This window comes from Streptomyces sp. SGAir0957 (assembly GCF_043523415.1).
Genome location: NZ_CP027293.1, coordinates 1,123,187 through 1,145,520, shown reverse-complemented (window position 1 = coordinate 1,145,520; position 22,334 = coordinate 1,123,187). Strand labels below are relative to the sequence as shown.

The window sequence follows — 22,334 nt, the reverse complement described above, 5'->3', positions numbered from 1 at the left end:
CCCCTATCCGCGCACCCGCACCACCTTCAGCGCGGGTGAGCGCAGGATGTCCTGTTCGCAGAAGCGTTCCGTGACCCACTTCTTCCGCGCGTAGAGGTGGGTCTGGTCGGCGTAGTGCGGGGAGTTCGGGTTCGAGGACTGGGAGTAGGTGAGGAGGGTGCGGGCCACAGGGCAGTGGCCGCCGTCCCAGCCCACGGCCTGGATGTAGCTGGAGCCGTGGGCCACCTCGGTGTAGCCGCCGCCCCGCGCGTCCCAGACCGGCTCGACCTTGTTCCAGACGCCGAGCGACTCGGTGCCGCCGTGCACCGGGATCCGGTCGCCGCCGCGCACCACGACCTGGTGCTCGCCGAGCCGCGCGTCCAGGGCGATGCCCGCGTCCCGCAGTTCGGTGACCGTGTCGGCGAGCGCGGTCGCGAACCCGGGCTGCGCGGTGTCGAGCGTGTTCGGTGTGCGTACCGGGTCGGCGGCGGAGAAGGGCACTTTCCACAGCGTGGCCGCCGGGACCGCCGCCGTCAGCTTCCGCCAGAACCGGTCGAAGAGCAGCGCGCCCCGGCTGCCGGTGTCCATGGTGCGGTCCCAGCGCGCCAGGACCCCGCAGGCACGGGACACGTCGACGGCCTGGCCGTCACTCCCCGTCGCCTTGCCGCCCGGCAGCGCCGCGCACGCCTTCGCCGTGTCCGCCGCCGTCAGGTCACCGGCCGGTACCCGGTCGGTGAACTGCTGCTGTTGGAGGTCTGCGACGCGCAGACCGCCCTGGTCCGCCATCGCCGTCACGTCCTCGATCGCGCCGCGCGTCCGCATGGAGCGCTGCGTGCCGACCGTGCCGAAGATCCGCTCGTACCCGGTCAGCGGCCGGTCCGCGTTGGCCAGCCAGGCGCTGTCGTTGGAGTTCTCCGCGTAGGGAGCGTCCTTGAGGACCGGCATCTTCGACGGGCCGAAGATCCCCGGCTGCACCGCGTCCTTGTCCCGGCCGAGCGCGCAGTCCCCGCGCGAACCGTCGAGCACCGCGACGCCGGAGGCCGGGTACGTGGCCTTGCCGAGCGGCGTCGAGCAGCGCGCCGCCAGATCGTCCGTGATCCGCGGCAGGACCTGCGACTGCGTGAAGAGGGAGTGGCCCTGGGAGTCGGCGGCGATCGTGTTCACCCACGGGATGCCCTGGGTGCGGCGCAGCGCCCGCAGTACGTCGTCCGTCGAGCGCGCCTTGCTGAAGCCGAGCGCGGTGTCGGAGGCCCGCATGTTGACCGCGTTGGGGTCGTTGAGCGCGTACGCGGTCGTCGCCGTCCAGGGCAGCGGGAGTTGCGCGCCGAGCGAGGTGACGACGGGGCCGTACCGGGTCCACCACTGCGTGCGGGTCACGTCCGCGCCGTCCCGCACGGGGACCGTCACGCGCCGCTGCACCATCTTCTCCCGTTTCCCGTCGACCACGTACGCGGTGGGGTCGGACGGGTCGAGGGTCAGCTGGTGCAGGTTGAAGGTGACGCCGGTCGCGACCGTGTGGCTCCACGCGACACGGGAGTTGTGCCCGATGGAGATCGTGGTGGTGCCGAGCAACGAGCCGCCCATGACGTCCAGTTCACCGGGGATCGTCTGCTGCGACTGCCAGAAGCGGCGACCGCCCTGCCAGGGGTAGTGCGGGTTGCCGAGCAGGAGCCCGCGCCCGTTCGCGGTCGTGGCCCCGCTGAAGGCGACGGCGTTCGATCCCATGTCGGAACCGTCCTGTGCGAACAACTCCCGCGCTGCGTCGGCCAGTTGTCGTCGGGTCGGCTGTTCCTCGGGCGGCGTCGCGCTCGCCCGCCCGCCGGCCGTCGGTGGTTGCGCGGCCGTGATCCCGTCGACCCCGCGCCCCTGCCCGCCGAGCACCGATATCGCGAACCCGCGCGCCGCCACGTCGAGCGTCGTCACCGGCTTCACCCACGCGGCGCCCTTGCACGCCGGGTCGGTGACGCGGTTCTGCCTCAGCCACGCGTTGTATCCGGCGGCCCAGCCGCGCATCGCGTCCTCGACATCCCTGCTGGGCCCGGCCGGAGCGGGCGTGGCGAGCAGTTTCTCCACGGTGCGCGCCTCGCGTACGCCACGGAAGTAAAGGTCGCTGGCGAGGTTCTCGGTGGCCGAGGAGAGCGAGCCGTCGGGCGCCGCGTCCGGTCCGAACCAGCGCGAACGCTCGCCCCGTACGGTGAGGAACCCGTCGGCGAGGGTGCACACCTGGTCGGCGGCCTGCGCCCAGCCGGTGCCGAAGCCCAGGTTCGTGTAGTCCTTGGCGACGATGTGCGGAATGCCGTACTCGGTGTAGCGGACGGTGGCGGACAGGCCGCCGCCGTGCGGGCGCTCGTGCCCGTGCCGCCCGGCCGCGGCCGACGGAAGCGCGGCCGTGGTGACGAACGCGGTCAGCAAGGCGATCCCGGCGACCGTGCGGCGCCGTGGTCTCGGACGAATGCGCATCGTGCTCCCAACGGGTGTCGCGGGCAGGAGCGGCTGAGCGTACCAAGCGGTATGTCACCTGCCGAGGGGGCTGCACGGACGCGCCCGTACCTGCTGTGCCCATGCGCCGCACCCGCCGTGCACGTGTCTTGACCCGGCGGTCCCGGGCGCAGAGGATCACGCCATGACGAGGTCACCGGCGTCCGCAGCGGCAGTCAGCACCGTGGACGGAGTGCTGCGGCGCAGCGCCCGCCGCACCCCGGCGCGGGTCGCCCTGCGCTACGGGCCGCGCTCATGGACGTACGGGGAACTCGACGACGCGGTCTCGCGCGCGGCCGGCGTCCTGCGCGGCCTGGACCTCGCGCCCGGCGACCGGGTCGGCGCCTACGGGCACAACTCCGACGCCTACCTCATCGGTTTCCTGGCCTGCGCCCGCGCGGGCCTCGTGCACGTCCCCGTCAACCAGAACCTGACCGGCGACGACCTCGCCTACATCGTCGGGCAGTCCGGCAGCGCGCTCGTGCTCACCGACCCGGACCTCGCGGACCGGCTCCCGCAGGACGTGCCGACGCTGGCGCTGCGCGACGCCGACGACTCCCTCCTCGCCCGGCTGCCGGGCGCCGCGCCCCACGACGGTGCACAGCCCGGCGCCGACGACCTCGCGCAACTCCTCTACACCTCCGGCACGACGGCCCTGCCGAAGGGTGCCCGGATGTCCCACCGGGCCCTCGTCCACGAGTACGTCAGCGCGATCCACGCGCTCGACCTCAAGGACACGGACCGGCCGGTGCACGCGCTGCCGCTGTACCACTCGGCGCAGATGCACGTGTTCCTGCTGCCGTACCTCGCGGTCGGCGCCACCAGCACACTCCTCGACGCGCCCGACGCCGCCCGGATCCTCGATCTCGTGGAGGCGGGCGAGGCCGACAGCCTCTTCGCGCCGCCCACCGTGTGGATCGGCCTGTCCCGGCACCCGGACTTCGCGACCCGCGACCTCGGCGGCCTGCGCAAGGCCTACTACGGCGCGTCGATCATGCCGGTGCCCGTCCTGGAGCGGCTGCGCGAACGCCTCCCCGGCCTCGCCTTCTACAACTGTTTCGGGCAGAGCGAGATCGGCCCGCTCGCGACCGTGCTCGGGCCGGGCGAGCACGAGGGGCGGATGGACTCCTGCGGGCGGCCCGTCCTGTTCGTCGAGGCGAAGGTCGTCGACGAGGACGGCGAGGAGGTGCCCGACGGCACGCCCGGCGAGGTCGTCTACCGCTCCCCGCAACTGTGCGACGGCTACTGGGACAAGCCCGAGGAGACCGCGCAGGCCTTCCGGGACGGCTGGTTCCGCTCCGGTGACCTGGCGGTGCGCGACGCCGAGGGCTACTTCACCGTCGTCGACCGGGTGAAGGACGTCATCAACTCCGGTGGTGTGCTCGTCGCCTCCCGCCAGGTCGAGGACGCGCTCTACACGCATCCGGCCGTCGCCGAGGCGGCCGTGATCGGGCTGCCGGACGAGCGGTGGATCGAGGCGGTGACGGCGGTCGTCGTCCGGGCGCGGGGCATCGCCGTCACCGAGGAGGAACTCCTCGCCCACGCGCGCGAGAAGCTCGCCCACTTCAAGGCGCCCAAACGGATCGTCTTCGTGGACGAGCTGCCGCGCAACGCGAGCGGGAAGATCCTCAAGCGGGAGCTGAGAGACGTGCTGTGACCGGCGTGCTGTGACCGGCGTGCTGTCACCGACGTGCTGTCACCGACGTGCTGTGAACGACGCGCTCTGAATGATCCGCTCTGAACGACGCGCTCTGAATGACCCACCCTGAACGACCCGCTGTGAACCCTACGGGTGGTTCCGGAGATCCACGATCCGCTTGATCTTGCCGACCGAGCGCTCCAGCGTCTCCGGGTCGACGATCTCGACGGCCACGCTCACCCCGACCCCGTCCTTCATCCGCGCGGCGATGGTCCGCGCCGCCGCCTCCCGCTCGTCCGGCGTCGCGTCGGGCCGGGCCTCCGCGCGCACCGTCAGCGCGTCCATCCGCCCCTCCCTGGTGAGGCGGAGCTGGAAGTGCGGGGCGACACCGGGGGTGCGCAGCACGACCTCCTCGACCTGCGTCGGGAACAGGTTCACCCCGCGCAGGATCACCATGTCGTCGCTGCGCCCGGTGATCTTCTCCATGCGGCGGAACGCGGGCCGCGCCGTCCCCGGAAGGAGCCGCGTCAGATCCCGCGTCCGGTACCGGATCACCGGCATCGCCTGCTTGGTGAGGGAGGTGAAGACCAGCTCGCCCTCCGCACCGTCGGGCAGCACCTCACCGGTGAACGGGTCGACGATCTCCGGATAGAAGTGGTCCTCCCAGATGTGCAGCCCGTCCTTCGTCTCCACGCACTCCTGCGCGACCCCCGGGCCCACGACCTCGGAGAGCCCGTAGATGTCCACGGCGTCGATCCCGCACCGCTCCTCGATCTCCCGCCGCATGGCCTCGGTCCACGGCTCCGCGCCGAACACACCGACCCGCAAGGACGTGGAGCGCGGATCGACGCCCTGGCGCTCGAACTCGTCGAGGAGGGTCAGCATGTACGACGGCGTCACCATGATGATCTCGGGCCGCAGGTCCTGGATCAGCCGGACCTGGCGCGCGGTCATGCCGCCGGACGCCGGGATCACCGTGCAGCCGAGCCGCTCCGCGCCGTAGTGCGCGCCGAGCCCGCCCGTGAACAGGCCGTACCCGTACGCCACGTGCACCTTGTGCCCCGGCCTGCCGCCCGCCGCGCGGATCGCGCGCGCCACCATGTCGGCCCACATCGACAGATCGTCCTCGGTGTACCCGACGACCGTGGGCTGCCCCGTCGTCCCGCTCGACGCGTGCAGCCGCCGCACCTCGGCCTGGTCCACGGCGAACATCCCGAACGGGTAGTTGTCCCGCAGGTCCGCCTTGGTCGTGAGCGGAAAACGCGCCAGATCCGCGAGCGAGGCGCAGTCCTGCGGGCGCACACCCGCCCTGTCGAAGGCGTCCCGGTAGAACGGCACCCTTTCGTACACCCGGCTCAGCGTCGCCCGCAGCCGCTCCAGCTGGAGCGCCCGCAACGCGTCCGCGCCCAGGCGCTCGCCCTCGTCCCACCACCGCGTCGTCGTCGACGTCATCGACCGCACTCCCGCACTCGTACTTCGCCGCCAGCTACCGACCGATCATTCGGTTGACCTGCTGTGCGTCAGTAATTCAAGGCGAAGCCCTTCACGTCAAGAGATGAGACACGGCCGGACAGGCGGCATTGCCCGCGCGGGCGCCCGGCTGTGATGATCACGCCATGTTCACGTTCACCGCGCCGGACGGCACCGAACTGGCCTGTCACGTACGGGGCTCGGGCCCGCCCCTCGTGTGTCTGCCCGGCGGCCCGATGCGCGCCTCCGAGTACCTCGGTGACCTCGGCGGCCTCACCGCCCACCGCACCCTGTACCTCCTCGACCTCCGCGGTACCGGCGCGTCCGCGGTCCCGGCCGACGAGTCGACCTACCGCTGCGACCGGCAGGTCGCCGACGTCGAGGCGCTCCGCGCCCACCTCAACCTCGACCGCATGGACGTCCTCGCCCACTCGGCGGGCTGCAACCTCGCCGTCCTGCACGCCGCCCGCCACCTCGAACGGATCGCCGGCTCGTCCTCGTCACCTCCGCGCAATGGGCGCTCGGCCTGCGCGCCGGCCCCGACGACCGGCGCGCCGCCGCCCAACTCCGGCGCCACGAACCCTGGTTCGAGGCAGCCCACGCCGAGTACGAGAAATTCCTGGCCGGCCGGGACGACGCCGACTACTCCCTCTACGACGCCTTCTTCTACGGGCGCTGGGACGAGCGCGCCCAAGCCCACGCGGCCCGCACCGACGCCCAGACCAACGAACGCGCCGAAGCGCTCTACGCCGCCGAGGGCGCCTACGACCCGGCCGCGACCCGCGCCGCCCTGTCCCGCCTCCATGCCCCGGTGCTGCTCCTCGCGGGCGAACTGGACGGCGGCCCGCGCCCCGAACTCGTCCACCGCGCCGCCAAGTGCTACCCGCGCGGACGCGTCGAGGTGCAGCCGGGCGCGGCGCACTACCCCTGGCTGGACGACGAGAAGTTCTTCGTGGAGCGAGTGGCGGAGTTCCTGGCCGGTTAGGGCTTCAGCACATACGGGGTCGTCGTCCCCAGCGCCGCGAAGCCGAGCCGCTCCAGGATGGGCCTGCTGTATGCGGTGGCGTCGACCTGCACATACGTGAATCCGCGCGCGGCGGCGATCCGCGCCCGGAACGCCACGAGCGCCCGGTAGACGCCGCGCCCCCGCCACCCGGGGACGGTGCCGCCGCCCCACAGGCTCGCGAAGTCCGTGCCCGCGTGGAGTTCGAGGCGCGCGGCGCCGACCGGTTCGGCGCCGTGCAGCGCCACCACGGCCGGCACGGTTCCCGGGGCGTGCGCGAGCTGTTGCCGCACCTGGTGCCCGATCGAGGAGCGCCCGCTGTCGAAGGCCCGCGCGTGGACGCGTTCGACCAGCTCGACGTGGGCCTCCTCGGTGACGGGCAGCAGCGTGATCCCCTCCGGCGGCTCCACGTCCAGCGCGAGCCCGGCCGTCTCCGCCACGAGCAGCGTCTCCGGCTCCTCGGCCACGAACCCGGCGGCCGTCAGCCGCGCGCCCAGATCGCCGGGCAGATCGTGCCCGTACGCCTTCCACTCCGCCTCGACGCCCGCCGCGCGGAAGAAGGCGGCCTGCGCACCGATCGCGGCGTCCGCGCTGTCCGCGTCCAGGTCCAACCAGAGCACCCCGGTCCACCCACCGCCCGGCGCGACATGCCGCACGACGTCCCCCACCCGCTCGACCCGGGCCCCCGGCTCCTCGGCCCGCGCCCCGCGCCGCAACTGCCGGTCGAACAGCTCCAGCACCACCTCAAGATCCACCCACCCACTCCACCAGCGGACCCGGCGTCCGGCAACCGGATTAGGGCGCGCGCACGACGCCCTCGGCGCGGACGTGCGCGCCGCACCGACCGGCCGGTGCCGCGCGCTCCGCGAAGGCGGTCAGCCGGATGCGGCGGCGGCCGTCGCGCGCGCCCAGCGGTAGTCCGCCTTGCCGCTCGGGGAGCGTTGGATGGTGTCGGTCAGGACCAGTTGGCGGGGGATCTTGTAGCCCGCGAGGTGGGTGCGGCAGTGGGTCTGGACGGCGTCCAGGGAGAGGGCGGGGGCGCCGGTCCTGAGCTGGACGACGGCGGCCACGTGGTTGCCCCACTTCGCGTCGGGGACCCCGGCGACCAGGGCGTCGTAGACGTCCGGATGGGACTTGAGCGCCTGCTCGACCTCTTCCGGATAGACCTTCTCGCCGCCCGTGTTGATGCATTGCGAGCCGCGGCCGAGGACGGTGACGATGCCCTCCTCGTCGACCGTGGCCATGTCCCCGAGCAGCACCCAGCGCTCGTCGCCCTTCTGGAAGAAGGTCTCGGCCGTTTTCTTCGGGTCGTTGTAGTAGCCGAGGGGGACGTGGCCGCGCTGCGCGATCCGGCCCACCTCGCCGACGGCGACCGGCTCGTACGTGGCCAGATCGACGACCTGCGTACGGGCGTTGACGCGGAGGCGGAACCCCTGGCCCGCCCCGGAGTCGTCCGTCGCCGTGCCGTTGAAGCCGGACTCCGAGGAGCCGAAGTTGTTGAGCAGCGTCACATGCGGCACCAGCGCCTGGAACTGCGCGCGGACCGTGTCCGACATGATCGCCCCCGACGACGAGACGCTGAACAGCGACGAGCAGTCCGTCCCCTTCAGCGGCCCGCTCAGCGCGTCGATGAGCGGGCGCAGCATCGCGTCGCCGACCAGCGACACGCTCGTCACCTGCTCCTTCTCGATCGTGCGCAGCACCTCCTCCGGCACGAACTTGCGGTGGACGACGACCCGCTGGCCGAAATGGAAACCGATGAACGCGGTGAGGGTGGAGGTGCCGTGCATCAGCGGAGGCGTGGGGAAGAACGTGATGCCGGCACCTCCCGCCGCCACCCGCTCGGCGAGCTCCTCGGGGCGCGTGACCGGCTCACCGGTCGGCGCGCCGCCTCCGAGCCCCGAGAAGAACAGATCCTCCTGGCGCCACATCACACCCTTCGGCATGCCCGTGGTGCCGCCGGTGTAGATGATGAACTGGTCGTCGGCCGAACGCGGCCCGAACCCGCGCCCGTCCGGCGCGCCCGCGACCGCCTCGGCGAAGTCGACGGCTTCGAGGGGGTGCGCAGCGGGCGCCGGGGCCCCCGCCCGCCCCACCCGTAAGAGATGCCGCAGCTTCTCCGTGCGGGGCAGGGCGGCCGCGACGCGCTCGGTGAACTCGGCGTCGAAGACGAGCGCGACGAGATCGGCGTCGCGGTAGAGGTAGACCAGTTCCTCCTCCACGTACCGGTAGTTGACGTTGACGGGGACGACGCGCGCCTTCAGGCAGCCGAGCACCGTCTGCAGGTACTCGACGCCGTTGTAGAGGTGCAGGCCGAGATGTTCGCCGGGCCGCACACCGCTGTCGATGAGGTGATGGGCGACCCGGTTGGCGGCGGCGTCGAGTTCCGCGTACGTCAGTCTGCGCTCCGCGCCCGTACCGGGATGGTCGAGGTGGACGAGCGCCTCGCGGTCGGGAACCACGTCGACGACCGACTCGAACAGGTCGGCAAGGTTGTACTCCACCGCTCCTCCTGACCGTCGCACCGTCTCGGTGGCCGTCACTAGAGCAGAGACGCGGAGAAGGGGGAAGGGGCCTCGCGGAAACAATCTGACTGAGTGTCAGAAAACTCTTGAACTGGCTCGCCCCCTCCTGCAACCTGTTCTGGTCCCAGGGGCGTTACGGCGCCGCCGACAGGAGGTCAGCCATGGACGGGACCGAACATCTCGACGTGCGGCGCGAAGGCGCCACGCTCGTACTCACACTCAACCGGCCCGAGGCCAGGAACGCCTTGTCCCTGCCGATGCTCGTCGGCTTGTACGACGGCTGGCTCGCGGCCGACGCGGACGACTCCGTCCGCTCGATCGTGCTCACCGGGGCCGGCGGGACGTTCTGCGCGGGCATGGACCTCAAGGCGCTCGCCGGCGGCGGCATGGCGGGCGAGCAGTACCGCGACCGGCTTCGCGCCGACCCCGACCTGCACTGGAAGGCGATGCTGCGCCATCACCGGCCGCGCAAGCCCGTGATCGCCGCCGTGGAGGGGTATTGCGTCGCGGGCGGCACGGAGATCCTCCAGGGTACGGACATCCGGGTCGCGGGGGAGTCGGCGACGTTCGGGCTGTTCGAGGTGGTGCGGGGGCTGTTCCCGATCGGCGGCTCGACGGTGCGGCTGCCGCGGCAGATCCCCCGCACGCACGCGCTGGAGATGCTGCTTACGGGGCGCCCCTACCCGGCGCCGGAAGCGGCCGCGATCGGGTTGATCGGGCGCGTCGTCCCGGACGGTACGGCGCTGGACGCGGCGCTGGAGATCGCCGAACGCGTCAACGCGTGTGGGCCGCTGGCCGTCGAGGCGGTGAAAGCGTCCGTGTACGAGAACGCGGGGGTTCCGGAGGCGGAGGGGCTCGCCGCGGAGCTGAAGCGCGGGTGGCCGGTTTTCGACACGGCCGATGCGAAGGAGGGGGCTCGGGCGTTCGCGGAGCGGCGCGTGCCACGGTTTCGGCGGGAGTGAGCAACCCGGAGCCGCTTCGGCCCGGCTCTGCGTCCGCCCCGCCGGCCCGGTACCCGGGTGCGGACGCGTCGTGGCTGGTCGCGCAGTTCCCCGCGCCCCTGAAACATGCGGCTCCGCCGCCACCCCAGAACCGGACACGCGGGGAACAGCGCGAGCAACCACGACGCAACGTGCACCCGCGACGAAACAGCAGCCGCGTCGCCCCCCCCACCCCCCCCGAACCCCGAAGGAGCCCCGATGAAGAACCCGGCCCCCCAGACGTGCTGCGCGCAGCGCTGATCGTGGAGTTCCCCTTCACCCGCTCCCTGGGCCCGGTCCAGAGCGCTTTCCTGACCGGCCTGAAACACAAGGCATGCCTGGGAGCCCGCACAAAGAGCGGCAGCGTCCTCGTTCCGCCGGTCGAGTACGACCCCGTCACCGCGGACGAACTCCGCGACCTCGTGGAGGTCGGTACCACCGGCACGGTCACCACCTGGGCCTGGAACCCGGAGCCCCGCAGGGGCCAGCCCCTGGGCACCCCCTTCGCCTGGGTGCTGGTGAGGCTCGACGGCGCGGACACCGCCCTGCTGCACGTTCTGGACGCCCCGGGGCCGGAGGCCGTCCGTACGGGGATGCGGGTCCGTATCCGCTGGGCCCCGGACGGGGACCGCACGGGCGCGATCACCGACATCGCCTGTTTCGAGCCGGACGACACCGGACCCGGCCCCGCCCTCCCACCCCGTACGCACACCGGCAGGTTCGGCGGCGCTACGGAGGACAGGGTCACCGGCATCGTCGCCCCCGCCCGCCTCGACTACATCTACAGTCCGGGCGCGGCCCAGAGCCGCTACATCAACGCCCTCGCCGACAACCGCACCGTGGGGGAGCGCTGCCCTGCCTGCCGCAAGGTCTACGTCCCGCCCCGCGGCGCCTGCCCCACGTGCGGCATCGCCACGACGGAGCAGGTGGAGGTCGGCCCGGCCGGCACGGTCACCACGTTCTGCATCGTCAACGTCAAGGCGAAGAACCTCGACATCGAACTGCCCTACGTCTACGCGCACATCGCCCTGGACGGCGCCGACCTCGCCCTGCACGGCCGCATCGCCGGCATCCGGTACGACGAGGTGCGCATGGGTCTGCGGGTCGAACCCGTGTGGGCGGAGGGCGGGCGGTATCCGGACCATTACCGGCCGACCGGTGAGCCGGACGCGGACTACGACGCGTACAAGGAGCTGATCTGAATGCGGCGACCGCCGATCAGGGACATCGCCGTGGTCGCCTTCGGGCAGACCGACCACCGGCGCACCTCCGACGAGCAGTCGGAGGTGGAGATGCTGATGCCGGTCCTGCACGAGGTGCTCGACGCGACGGGGTTGAGGACGAGTGACATCGGGTTCACCTGCTCGGGGTCGAGCGACTACCTCGCGGGGCGCGCGTTCTCGTTCACGATGGCGCTGGACGGTGTCGGCGCGTGGCCGCCGATCTCCGAGTCGCACGTCGAGATGGACGGGGCGTGGGCGCTGTACGAGGCGTGGACGAAGCTGCTGACCGGGGACGCCGACACCGCGCTCGTGTACTCCTACGGGAAGTCGTCGCCGGGTTCGGTGCGGGACGTGCTGACGCGCCAGCTCGACCCGTACTACGTGGCACCGCTGTGGCCCGATTCCGTCGCCCTCGCCGCCTTGCAGGCGCAGGCGCTCATCGACGCGGGCCACACCGACGAGCCCGCCCTGGCCGGGGTCGCCGCCCGCAGCCGCGAGGCCGCCGCGGGCAATCCGCACGCCCAGCTCCGCGGCCCCGACGTGGCGCACGGCGACCATCTCGTCCATCCGTTGCGCACCGGCGACTGCCCGCCGATCGGGGACGGCGCCGCCGCCGTGGTCCTCGCCGCCGGGGAGCGGGCCCGTGAACTGTGCGAGCGGCCCGCCTGGATCCGCGGCATCGATCACCGCATCGAGGCGCACAGTCTCGGCGTGCGCGACCTCACCGACTCCCCGTCGACGCGGCTCGCCGCCGAGAACGCCGGGGCCTTCGAACCCGCGGACCATCCTCTCGACACCGCCGAGCTGCATGCCCCCTTCACCTCGCAGGAGGTCGTCCTGCGCCGGGCGCTGCGGCTCGGTGACGACGTCCTCGTCAATCCGTCCGGCGGCGCTCTCGCCGCCAACCCGGTCATGGCGGCCGGGCTCATCCGGATCGGTGAGGCGGCCGCCCGTATCCACCGCGGCGCGTCCCGTCGGGCGCTCGCCCACGCCACCTCGGGGCCCTGCCTCCAGCAGAACCTCGTCGCCGTACTCGAAGCGCGCGAAGCTGTCGAAGGGGAGGGGCCGCGATGAGCAGCAGCCGCACCGGCAAGGAGCCCGTGGCCGTCGTCGGGGTCGGGCAGACCAAGCACGTCGCCGCCCGCCGTGACGTCTCCATCGCCGGTCTCGTGCGCGAGGCGGCGCGCCGTGCCCTGGACGACGCCGAGCTGACCTGGGCCGACATCGACGCCGTCGTCATCGGCAAGGCGCCCGACTTCTTCGAGGGCGTCATGATGCCGGAGCTGTACCTCGCCGACGCGCTCGGCGCCGTCGGCAAGCCCATGCTGCGCGTTCACACCGCCGGGTCCGTCGGCGGCTCGACCGCGCTCGTCGCCACCAACCTCGTCGCGGGCCGCGTCCACGGCACCGTCCTCACCCTCGCCTTCGAAAAGCAGTCGGAATCCAACGCCATGTGGGGGCTCTCCCTCCCCATCCCCTTCCAGCAACCGCTGCTCGCCGGGGCGGGCGGGTTCTTCGCCCCGCACGTACGTGCCTACATGCGGCGCACCGGCGCGCCCGACACCGTCGGCTCCCTCGTCGCGTACAAGGACCGGCGCAACGCCCTGAAGAACCCGTACGCCCACCTCCACGAACACGACCTCACCCTGGCGAAGGTCCAGGCGTCGCCCATGCTGTGGGACCCGATCCGGTACTCCGAGACGTGCCCGTCCTCCGACGGGGCCTGCGCGATGATCCTCACCGACCGGGCCGGAGCGGCGCGTTCGCCGAGGCCGCCCGCCTGGCTGCTCGGCGGCGCCATGCGCAGCGAGCCGACCCTCTTCGCGGGCAAGGACTTCGTCTCCCCGCAGGCCGGCAAGGACTGCGCGGCCGACGTGTACCGGCAGGCGGGCATCGCGGACCCGCGCCGGGAGATCGACGCCGTCGAGATGTACGTGCCGTTCTCCTGGTACGAGCCGATGTGGCTGGAGAACCTGGGCTTCGCCGACGAGGGCGAGGGCTGGAAGCTCACCGAGGCGGGCGTCACCGCACTCGACGGCGACCTGCCCGTCAACATGTCGGGCGGTGTCCTGTCCACCAATCCCATCGGCGCCTCCGGCATGATCCGCTTCGCCGAGGCGGCCCTCCAGGTCCGCGGTCAGGCCGGGGAGCACCAGGTCGACGGCGCCCGCAAGGTCCTCGGGCACGCCTACGGAGGCGGCTCGCAGTTCTTCGCCATGTGGCTGGTCGGCGCCGAGCCGCCCACCCGGTGAACGATCGCCGCCTTCGCGGCCTGTCCGCCGTAGGCACCGATCGCTAGGCTGGCGCACGGACGACGAACCGGGAGGAGCACGGACGTGGCCGAGAGCACCATCGACCAGCACCCGTTCGCGGGATGGGACAAGCCGGACCTTGATCTGAGCAATGCGGACTGGCGCTCCAGCAGCCGGGGAGCGGGCGATGTCCAGATCGCCTTCGTGGAGGGGTTCATCGCGATGCGCAACAGCGGCAGCCCGCAGAGCCCGTCGCTGATCTTCACACCGGACGAGTGGGGTGCGTTCGTGCTCGGCGCCCGGGAGGGCGAGTTCGATCTGACGTAGGAGGCGTCCCGCGGTCGCCCGCGGTGCATCCGCCCCGGTTTCCGACACGCGACCTTCGGCCCTGTCCCGCGGCGCTCGTGTGCGCGAGCCTGGACAGAGGAACAGCTGGTCAATGAGGGCACGGTCCGCGTGCCCCCGTGCGTGTCGGAGGCGAAGAAGTCATGAGTACGCCGCACCCCCTGCCCGTCGTCGCCGCGGTCGACGGGTCCGACGACAGCAGGCGCGCCCTGGAGTGGGCGCTCGCCGAGGCGGCCAGGCGCGGGGTCGAACTGCGCATCGTGCATGTGCGGCAGTACGCGCCCCAACTCCAGGCGGACGTGCTCGTCGCCGGGCCCGACGAACCCGCCGACGACCGGGTCATCGGGGACGTGCGCAAGGCGCTGGAGGGCCGGGAGGGGCTGCCGCCCCTGGAGTTCATCAGCCGCGACGGGCTGCCCGCCGCCGTGCTGCCCGAGATGAGCAGGGAGGCCCAGCTCCTGGTGCTCGGCTCGCGCGGGCGCGGCGGGTTCGCGAGCCTGCTGCTCGGCTCGAACGGGGTGGCCGCCGCCCGCGACGCGCACTGCCCCGTCGTCGTCGTGCCGCCGCCGGGCCGCGCGGTGCACGGCGACACGCCCGTGCCGCCGGGGCCGCGCGTCGTCGTGGGCCTGCAGACGGACGACCCGGACGACACCGTGCTCGGCTTCGCCTTCGACCACGCGGCGCGCAGCGGCGCGCGGCTCCAGATCGTCGCCGCCTATCCGTGGCCGGTGCTCGCCTGGTCCGCGTTCGGCGACTTCGCGCCGACCACCGTCGACCAGGAGGCCGCCGAGCAGGAGACCCTGCACCTGGCGGAGGCCGCCGTCGCCGCACGGCGCAAGGCCCAGCCCGACGTCGAGGTCGACCTCTACGTGGCGCCCGGGGACGCGGCGGGGCATCTCGTGGCCAACTCGCGCGACGCCGACCTCGTCGTGGTCGGCCGCCACCGCCGCCGCTTCACCCGCCCCGCGCCGATCCTCGGCTCGGTCACCCAGGCGGTCCTGCTGCACGCCGCGAGCCCGGTCGCGATCGTGCCGCCCGCTGCCGCGCCCGCCGACAAGGACTGAGAGCCCCTCGTTCGCGTCTTCGAGCGGCGCCTCAGCGCAGCACGACACACCCGCGCCCGGTCAGCTCGTCGAGCAGGCCGGGCGCGACACGTAGGCCGTCGTTCCAGCGCAGATCGAGCTTCTCCAGAGCAGACAACTCCCCGACCCAGCCGGGCACCTCCCGCAACCGGTTGCTCCGCAGGTCCAGCTTCCGCAGCAGCGGAAGCCCGCGCACCGCTTCGGGGACGGCGTCGAAGGAGTTCTCCCGCAGGTCCAGCTCCCGCAGCGCGCGCAGGTGGCGCACGGAACCGGGAAGCGCCGTCAGCCTGTTGCCGCGCAACCACAGTTCGCGCAGCGCGGTGAGGCCGCCGATGCCGTCGGGCAGTGCGGTCAGGTGGTTGTGCTGCGCGCGCAGCTCCACGAGGGCGCTCATCGCGCCCAGCGCGTCCGGCAGCGCTGTCAGCCGGTTCTCGCCGACGTTCAGGTACGCGAGCCGGTCCAGTCGGCCGAGGCTGTCCGGCAGCTCGGTCAGGTCGTTGTCGTGCAGGTAGAGGAAACGGGCCAGCCCCGTGAGGTCGCCGAGGGTGTCCGGCACCGTCGTCAGCCGGTTGTGACCGAGGTCCAGGGTGTGGAGCGCGGTCAGGGTGCCGATGCGGTCCGGGAGGTGCGTGAGGTGGTTGTCGGGCAGGAGCAGGGTCCGCAGGGCGGGGTGGTGCCACACCTCGTCCGGTACGGAGTCCAGACCTGCCCGCCAGTACGAGAGCGTGCCGTCACCGTCCATGAGCCCCCTCCGGCGTTCCCGGACACCCTTAATGGTTGACGCGGAACCTATCATTAGCCGCATGTCTGACCTCAGCCCGGCGGGGCCCGACCGTACCCGGCTCGTTCTCGACCTCGTCCTCACCATCCGGCACGACGGCAACGGGGGTGTCGTCGACGACCTTCGCACGGCCGAGGGGGTCGGCGCCTGGGTCCACGCCCATGCCGCCGCGCTGCCGCTGGACGCGGGATTCGCCGGTGACGAGGCGGGGGTGGGGGAGGTTCGCGCCGTGCGGGAGGCCGTGCGCGCCCTGTTCGCGCGCGCCGTGCGGCCGGGGGAGCCGAGCCCCGCCGACGCACAGCGGCTGCTGCCGGTCGCCGATGCCGTGGCCCGGCTGAACGAGGCGGCCGCGCGCGTGGCCACCGCCCCCGTGCTGAGCTGGCCCGACGGCGACGGCGCCGCGCCGGCCGTGCGGGACACGGTCGTCAGCGGCGGGGCGTCCGACGCCGACCTGCTCGTCTCCGCGCTCGCCCGTGCCGCACTCGCCTTCCTCGCGAGCGCAGACCGGCAGCGGCTGCGCGCCTGCCACGCGCCCCGCTGCGTGCGGTACTTCCTCAAGGAGCACCCGCGGCAGGAGTGGTGCAAGCCGTCCTGCGGGAACCGGGCCCGCGTGGCCCGCCATCACGAGCGTCACCTAGCGACCGTCAACTCCCGCGCACAGAAGGGCACATGACGCTCCGCAGGGGACGGTCCGGCGTACGCTGAGCGCATGGTGCAGCAGCGCGGCGGCTGGGGCAGGCGCCCCCTGCTCGAACGCGAAAGCGAACTCGCCGTCGTGGACGAGGCGCTCGACGAACTGACCGGGCTCCGCCCCGGCGGCGTCGAGGCGCCCGAGCGGCCGCACGGCGCACTGCTCGCCGTCGCCGCGCCCGCGGGCCTCGGCAAGACCTCCCTCCTGGCCGAGGTCCGTCGGCGCGCCGCCGCCAAAGGCTGCACCGTCCTCCACGCCCGCGGCGGCGACCAGGAACAGGGCGTCGCCTTCCACGTGGCACGCCAGCTCGTACAGCCCCAGCTCGCCGGGGTGCCGGAGGCGGAACTCCGCTCCCGGCTCGGCAGCTGGTACGCCATCGTCGGCCCCGCCCTCGGCCTGTGCGCCACCGCCGACGGGGCGCCGCCCGACCCGCAGGGCCTGCGCGACGGGCTCGACTGGGTGCTCACCCACCTCGCCGTGGACCGCGCCCCGATGGTCCTCGTCCTCGACGACGCGCACTGGGCCGACCCGGAGTCCCTGAGCTGGCTCGCCGCGTTCGCGCCGCGCGCCGAGGAGCTGCCGCTGCTCCTCGTCGTCGCCTACCGGCCCGAGGAACTCCCCGAGCACGCCGAGGCGTTGCGCGGCCTGCCGGACCGCGCGGGCCGCCGCCCCCTCGGCCTCGAACCGCTCAGCGCGCCCGCCATCGCCCTCATGGTCCGCGAGTCCGTCGGCGCCCACGCCGACGACGCGTTCTGCCGCGAGTGCTGGGCCGTCACCGCCGGCAACCCCTTCGTCGCCGTCGAACTGACCGCGAAGGTGCACGACCGGGGCCTCGCCCCGACCGAGACCGCCGCGCACCTGCTGCGCGACCTGGCCGCCGCCGTCAAGGGCAGCGGACTCGTCGCCCGCCTCGAACGCCTCGGTACCTCCACCGTCCGCTTCGCCTGGGCCTGCGCCGTCCTCGGCACCGAGATCGGCCCCGAACTCGCCGCGGGGGTCGCGGGGCTCGGCGCCGAGGAGGCCGCCGACGCCGCCGACCGGCTCCGCACCGCGCGCATCCTCACCGGCGTCGACACCCTGGAGTTCGTCCACCCGCTGATCGCCACCGCCGTCTACCGCGCCATCCCCAGCGGCATTCGCGTCGCCCTGCACGGCCAGGCCGCCTGGACCCTGGTCAACGCGGGACTCGGCCCGTCCGCCGCCGCCCGCCACCTCCTGGAGACCCATCCCGACGGCGACGGCTGGGTCGTCCATCAGCTGCGCTCCGCCGCCCGCGAGACCGTCCGCGCGGGCGCCCCCGACGCCGCCCGCCGCTATCTGGCCCGCGCGCTGCGCGAACCCCCGCCCTTCGAGGACCGCGCCGTCGTCCTCTACGAACTCGGCAGCGCCTCCCTGCTCACCGAGCCCGCGACCACCGTCAACCATCTGCGCGCCGCCCTGGAGGAGCCGATCGCCGACCCGGCCCTGCGCCAGGGCATCGTCTACCGGCTCTCCCAGGTCCTGGCCCACAGCGACCGGCTCGCCGAGGCCTCGGAGACCCTCGCCCGGGAGATGCGGCGCACCACGGACCCCCGCGTCCGCCTTCGCATGCAGGCCGAACAGTTCATGTGGGACGCCTTCCGCGCCGACGAACCCGACTCCCCGGCCCGCTCCCGGCGCCTCACCAAACTCGCCGACCGGCTGACCGGGCGCGACCTCACCGAGCGCTACATCATCGGCCTGCGCACCTGGGACGCCACCCTGCGCGGCGAACCCGCCACCACCGTCGTCCACCACGCCGAACGCGCCCTCGCGGGCGGCCTGCGCTGGGCCGCCGACGAGGACCGCGGTTTCGAGGTGCCCGCCCTCGTCGCCCTGTCCTTCCTCTACGCCGACCGGCCGGGGCGCACCGAGGAGCTCTTCGTCGAGGGCATCGCCGACTTCGAGCACGCGGGCTGGCGCGGCGCACACCTCTCCTTCGCGTACACCCTGCTCGGTTACGTCCGCTTCCGGCGCGGCCGGCTCGCCGAGGCCGAGGACTTCGCCCGTGCGGGCCTGCGCCTCGCCGGGCGCGTCGGACCCGGCACGCCCGCCCACTGGTACGCCGTCGGCACCCTCGTCGAGGTGCTGCTCGCGCGCGGTCGCGTCCAGGAGGCCCGCACGGTCGCGGAGACGTACTCCTTCGGACAGCCGTTCCCCGCCGCCGTCGTCTTCCCCGACGCGCAGACCGTCCACGGGGAACTCCTCCTCGCCCTCGGCCGCACCAAGGACGCCGCCACCGAGCTGGCCGCCGCCGGGCGCCGGCTCGACCCGCGCGGCATGCGCAACCCGGCCTGGTGCCCCTGGCAGCTGCACCTCGCCCGCGCCGAGGCGCACGACGCCCCGGGCCGCGCCCTCGCCACCGCCCAGGACGCGGTCGAACGCGCCCGGCACTTCGGCGCTCCCTCCGCGATCGGGCAGGCGCTGCGCGCCGCCGCCGAGGTCTCCACGGGCGCGGCGCGCGGCAAGCTCCTGGAGGAGTCCGTCACCCACCTCGAACGCTCACCCGCCGGGTACGAGCTGGCCTGCTCGCTCGTCGCCCTCGGCACGGAGCAGCGCCGCGCGGGCCACGGAACCGACGCCGCCGACCAGCTCTACCGGGGCCTGGAGGCGGCGGCCACCTGCGGCGCCGACGGCCTCGCCGAGCGGGCCCGCGACGAACTCGCCGCCGCGGGGCTGCGGCCCCGGCCCCTGCGCAGCCCGGCGACGGACGCGCTCACCTCACGCGAACGCGCGGCGGCGGGCTGCGCCGCGCGCGGCCTCCGCCCCGCCGAGACAGCCGCCGAGCTGCACCTCGCCGAGCAGACCGTGATCCGCCTCCTGTCGGCCGTCTACCGCAAGATCGGCACAGACCAGACGGGCCTGGCGGCAGCGCTGGGCGCGTGAGACGGCGGCCCACGGCCCCCAAAACGGCCACCTTCCGCGCCCGGAAACAGAGCCGCCCTCCCGCCCGCGAACGGCCACCTTCCGCGCCCGGGTACAGAGCCGCCCTCCCGCCCGCGAACGGCCACCCTCCCGCCCCCGAACGGCCACCCTCCGCGCCCGGGAACAGAGCCGCCCTCCCGCCCCCGAACGGCCACCCTCCGCGCCCGGGAACAGCCACCCTCCGCGCCCGGCAACAGAGCTGCCCTCCCGCCCCCGAACGGCCACCCTCCGCGCCCGGGTCCAGCCGCCCTCCGCGCCCGGAAACAGCCTCCCCCCGCGCCTCCCGCGGCAGCGCTCCGCGCCCGCCCCTGTCGTCCCGGCCCGATCATTCGGTTGCCAAACCCCGAGGCGGGTATCGCGGCGCGCGCGACGTACGATGGACGGCATGTCCTTCCTCCGCCGCCGCGCAGCGACCCCCGCGGGCCCCGACTTCGACGTCCTGGCCATGGATCCGGGCGACTGGCCGGGCAATCTCGGCGCGGGTCTGCTGCCCGCCCCCGACGGCAGCTGCCAGGGCGTGTTCCTGCGCTACGACCTGTTCGGCGGCCGCGGCCCCGCGATGATCATCGGCAATCTGCCCGAGGGCTCCCCGGCCCGTGACACCGCCGAGGGCGAGATCCCCTTCGAGGTCGCCCAGCTCCTCATCGCGCTGGAGAACGAGGAGGAGGTCACGGTCACCGGCGTCGAGGACGTCCCGGTGATGCAGGGCGACAACCTGCTGATCGTGCGGCGCCTCAAGCTCTCCGAGACGCGGATCTCCTGCGTCCAGTTCGACCGCAGCGACAATGTCCTGGTGACCATCGCGTCCTGGGACCGTCCGATCACGGACGACCTGTACGCGCTGCTCAAGCCGCTGCCCGCGGAGCTGTTCCAGCAGGCGTGACCCCGTGAGCGACAAGGGCCCGGATCCGCTCCCGCGCGGATCCGGGCCCTTTCTCCTGGGTGGCCGTGGGCGTCACGACACCTTCGACGACACCACCTGGACGTCCGCCGCCCGCACGTACGCGACCCGGTGCGCGAACTGGATCTCGTAGTACACGTCCTTGCCCTTGACCACCTTGTGCGTCGACGTGTCGAACGTGGGGGAGTAGAAGTACTCACCCGTGATCCGCCCGCCGCTCACATAGCGCTGCCCGGCGAGGAGCTTGTAGGGCAGTGGGGAGATCGCCTGCGGCGTCATCCCGGCCGGGTACGCGGACGCCTCCGGGTAGGCCCGCCCGTACACCGGGATCTCGCTCGTGCCCTCCTTCGGCGTGACGACGAGCGCCTTGGCGTCGACGGCGGTCGGCTGCTTGCGCGGGTTCTTGAACCACGCCTTCTGGCCGAGGTACCAGATCGCCGTCCAGTCGCCCTGACGGTCGGCGACCGCGTACTGCTGGCCCGTCGACACCCGTGACGCCATGTCGTTCACGTCGATCGTCGACTCCTGGCCGCCCGGCCGCAGCCCGATGTCCTTGACGAGCGGCGCGTCCTCGCTCGGCGCCGTGTAGACGCGCACCGCGCTGGAGCCGTGCGGCGCGCACGGCTCGCCCGCCTTCGTGCAGCCGGTGAACTCCGGCTGGTTCGCCGCGAAGTCGGGCCGAATGGTGACAGCCCCGCCGCGCGGCCCCGCCGACGGGTGGAAGGGCTTGCCCATCAGCGCGAAGTAGTGCGCCCAGTCCCAGTACGGGCCGGGGTCGGTGTGCATCGAGGGGATGGTCGACGCCGTCGGGCCCGGCACCGTGTCATGGCCGAGGATGTGCTGCCGGTCCAGCGGGATGTCGTACTTCTTGGACAGGTAGCGCACCAGGCGCGCCGAGGAGCGGTACATCTCCTCCGTGTACCAGGAGTCGGGCTGCGCGAGGAAACCTTCGTGCTCCAGGCCGATCGACTTGGCGTTCACGTACCAGTTGCCCGCGTGCCAGCCGACGTCCTTCGCCTTGATGGACTGCACGATGTGCCCGTCGGTCGAGCGCAGCGAGTAGTGCCAGGCCAGGTAGGTCGGGTCCTGGACCAGCTTGAGCGTCTGCTCCCACGTCGCCTCCGTGTCATGGATGACGATGTAGTCGATGCTCTGGTCGTTGGGCCGGTCCGCCAGGTCGTGGTTGCCGTAGTCGCCGTCGCCGAACTCCTCGTACGGCGCCGGGATCCACTCGCACGACACCGTCCGCGGGCACTCGGTCTCCGAGGCGTCCGTGCGGCGCAGGCCCATGGACTCCAACTGCGCGGCCTGCGGCTTCGCCCCCGGATCGGCGGCGAGCGTCACCCGCTGACCGTCGTCCGTCGTGCGCCGCTCGCCGTCGCGGATCACCGCGAAGACATCGTTGGCGTACGTGGCCGCGGTCGCCTTGTCGTCGGCGCCGGAGAACGCGGCGACCGCCCCGTACCAGTCGGCCGGGGTGTCGCTCAGCGGCTTGCCGAGGCGCTTCTGCGCGGCGGCCAGCAGCGCGGCACCACCGCGCACATTGGCCGCGGAGTCGCTGCGCAGCCGCTCGGCGGGCAGCCCCGTCAGCTCGGCGGCGCGCGGCAGTGTCCGCAGTCGGAGCGGGAGTTGGTTGTCGAGCGGCACGGCCCGGGAGGCCTTGAGCGGGTCGCGGGAGTCGTCGCCGCGCGCGTCGCCCTCCGCGTGGTCGTGCGCGAGGGTGTCCGCGATCGCGGTGCGCGCGTCGGTGAGGTGCATGGGGCCGTAGCCGCCGGTCACACTCGGCGCGCCGTCGTGCGCGTCCCACCGCGACTGCAGGTACGAGACGCCGAGCAGCACGCTCTGCGGCACCCGGTACTCGGCCGCCGCCGCGGCGAACGCCCCTTGCAGCCCGGCCTGCGTGTCGTTCCCCGCCGCCCCGGGCGGTGCCGCGCCGAGCAGCGGAAGGAGCAGGGCCGCGGTGGCGAGCGTGCCCGCCGCCCGGACCGCCGTACGGGGACGTCTGCCGGAGGTGGAACGGGTGGACCGGTGCAACGGTGCCT

General features: G+C 73.2%; 17 protein-coding genes and 1 pseudogene. 12 read left to right on the top strand and 6 right to left on the bottom strand.

Annotation, left to right across the window (positions count from 1 at the left end; translation table 11 throughout):
* Positions 1 to 3: 3 nt before the first annotated feature.
* Positions 4 to 2,439: a penicillin acylase family protein gene (locus C1N81_RS10415; protein WP_394428481.1), complete on the bottom strand. Its 2,436-nt coding sequence runs from the start codon at positions 2,437 to 2,439 to the stop codon at positions 4 to 6.
* 163 nt (positions 2,440 to 2,602) lie between these two features.
* Here C1N81_RS10415 and C1N81_RS10410 point away from each other — a divergent pair, with 163 nt between their 5' ends.
* On the top strand, positions 2,603 to 4,114 hold the full coding sequence (locus C1N81_RS10410; protein ID WP_394428480.1) for an acyl-CoA synthetase: 1,512 nt from the start codon (positions 2,603 to 2,605) through the stop codon (positions 4,112 to 4,114).
* Between the two features lie 129 nt (positions 4,115 to 4,243).
* Here C1N81_RS10410 and paaK read toward each other — a convergent pair whose 3' ends face one another.
* Positions 4,244 to 5,548, bottom strand: coding sequence for a phenylacetate--CoA ligase PaaK (gene paaK, locus C1N81_RS10405; RefSeq protein WP_394428479.1), 1,305 nt, complete (start codon positions 5,546 to 5,548; stop codon positions 4,244 to 4,246).
* Between the two features lie 164 nt (positions 5,549 to 5,712).
* Here paaK and C1N81_RS10400 point away from each other — a divergent pair.
* A pseudogene (locus C1N81_RS10400) lies at positions 5,713 to 6,162 on the top strand (alpha/beta fold hydrolase); the annotation flags it as partial.
* Between the two features lie 215 nt (positions 6,163 to 6,377).
* Positions 6,378 to 6,551 carry an alpha/beta fold hydrolase gene (locus C1N81_RS10395; RefSeq protein ID WP_394438604.1) on the top strand — a complete coding sequence of 58 codons (174 nt, stop codon included), beginning with the start codon at positions 6,378 to 6,380 and terminating at the stop codon, positions 6,549 to 6,551.
* Here C1N81_RS10395 and C1N81_RS10390 read toward each other — a convergent pair.
* Both C1N81_RS10390 and C1N81_RS10385 read right to left on the bottom strand, forming a co-directional pair.
* Entirely contained in the window at positions 6,548 to 7,324 is a 777-nt protein-coding gene (locus tag C1N81_RS10390) for a GNAT family N-acetyltransferase (protein WP_394428478.1), read from the bottom strand. The genes C1N81_RS10395 and C1N81_RS10390 overlap by 4 nt on opposite strands.
* A gap of 120 nt (positions 7,325 to 7,444) precedes the next feature.
* Positions 7,445 to 9,073 carry an acyl-CoA synthetase gene (locus C1N81_RS10385; protein ID WP_394428477.1) on the bottom strand — a complete coding sequence of 543 codons (1,629 nt, stop codon included), beginning with the start codon at positions 9,071 to 9,073 and terminating at the stop codon, positions 7,445 to 7,447.
* 182 nt (positions 9,074 to 9,255) lie between these two features.
* Here C1N81_RS10385 and C1N81_RS10380 point away from each other — a divergent pair, with 182 nt between their 5' ends.
* The 6 genes from C1N81_RS10380 (at position 9,256) to C1N81_RS10355 (ending at position 14,958) form a co-directional block, all read left to right on the top strand.
* Positions 9,256 to 10,056, top strand: coding sequence for a crotonase/enoyl-CoA hydratase family protein (locus C1N81_RS10380; protein WP_394428476.1), 801 nt, complete (start codon positions 9,256 to 9,258; stop codon positions 10,054 to 10,056).
* 260 nt (positions 10,057 to 10,316) lie between these two features.
* Positions 10,317 to 11,276: an OB-fold nucleic acid binding domain-containing protein gene (locus C1N81_RS10375; RefSeq protein WP_394428475.1), complete on the top strand. Its 960-nt coding sequence runs from the start codon at positions 10,317 to 10,319 to the stop codon at positions 11,274 to 11,276.
* Positions 11,277 to 12,371: a thiolase domain-containing protein gene (locus C1N81_RS10370; RefSeq protein ID WP_394428474.1), complete on the top strand. Its 1,095-nt coding sequence runs from the start codon at positions 11,277 to 11,279 to the stop codon at positions 12,369 to 12,371.
* On the top strand, positions 12,368 to 13,549 hold the full coding sequence (locus C1N81_RS10365; protein WP_394428473.1) for a thiolase domain-containing protein: 1,182 nt from the start codon (positions 12,368 to 12,370) through the stop codon (positions 13,547 to 13,549). Before C1N81_RS10370 ends, C1N81_RS10365 begins: the two co-directional genes overlap by 4 nt.
* An 84-nt stretch (positions 13,550 to 13,633) precedes the next feature.
* On the top strand, positions 13,634 to 13,876 hold the full coding sequence (locus tag C1N81_RS10360; RefSeq protein WP_394428472.1) for a DUF397 domain-containing protein: 243 nt from the start codon (positions 13,634 to 13,636) through the stop codon (positions 13,874 to 13,876).
* Positions 13,877 to 14,037: 161 nt separating this feature from the next.
* Entirely contained in the window at positions 14,038 to 14,958 is a 921-nt protein-coding gene (locus tag C1N81_RS10355; protein ID WP_394428471.1) for a universal stress protein, read from the top strand.
* 31 nt (positions 14,959 to 14,989) lie between these two features.
* Here the strand turns inward: C1N81_RS10355 and C1N81_RS10350 are convergent, their stop codons facing one another.
* Positions 14,990 to 15,718 carry a leucine-rich repeat domain-containing protein gene (locus C1N81_RS10350; RefSeq protein ID WP_394428470.1) on the bottom strand — a complete coding sequence of 243 codons (729 nt, stop codon included), beginning with the start codon at positions 15,716 to 15,718 and terminating at the stop codon, positions 14,990 to 14,992.
* A gap of 61 nt (positions 15,719 to 15,779) precedes the next feature.
* Here C1N81_RS10350 and C1N81_RS10345 point away from each other — a divergent pair, with 61 nt between their 5' ends.
* The 3 genes from C1N81_RS10345 (at position 15,780) to C1N81_RS10335 (ending at position 20,274) form a co-directional block, all read left to right on the top strand.
* On the top strand, positions 15,780 to 16,430 hold the full coding sequence (locus C1N81_RS10345) for a CGNR zinc finger domain-containing protein (protein WP_394428469.1): 651 nt from the start codon (positions 15,780 to 15,782) through the stop codon (positions 16,428 to 16,430).
* 36 nt (positions 16,431 to 16,466) lie between these two features.
* Positions 16,467 to 19,352, top strand: a complete 2,886-nt coding sequence (locus C1N81_RS10340) for an ATP-binding protein (protein WP_394428468.1) — start codon at positions 16,467 to 16,469, stop codon at positions 19,350 to 19,352.
* A 424-nt stretch (positions 19,353 to 19,776) separates the two neighbouring features.
* A complete protein-coding gene (locus C1N81_RS10335; protein ID WP_361061644.1) occupies positions 19,777 to 20,274 on the top strand; it encodes a hypothetical protein in 498 nt (165 codons plus the stop codon).
* A 72-nt stretch (positions 20,275 to 20,346) separates the two neighbouring features.
* Here C1N81_RS10335 and C1N81_RS10330 read toward each other — a convergent pair whose 3' ends face one another.
* On the bottom strand, positions 20,347 to 22,326 hold the full coding sequence (locus tag C1N81_RS10330) for an N-acetylmuramoyl-L-alanine amidase (RefSeq protein ID WP_394437844.1): 1,980 nt from the start codon (positions 22,324 to 22,326) through the stop codon (positions 20,347 to 20,349).
* Positions 22,327 to 22,334: the final 8 nt, after the last annotated feature.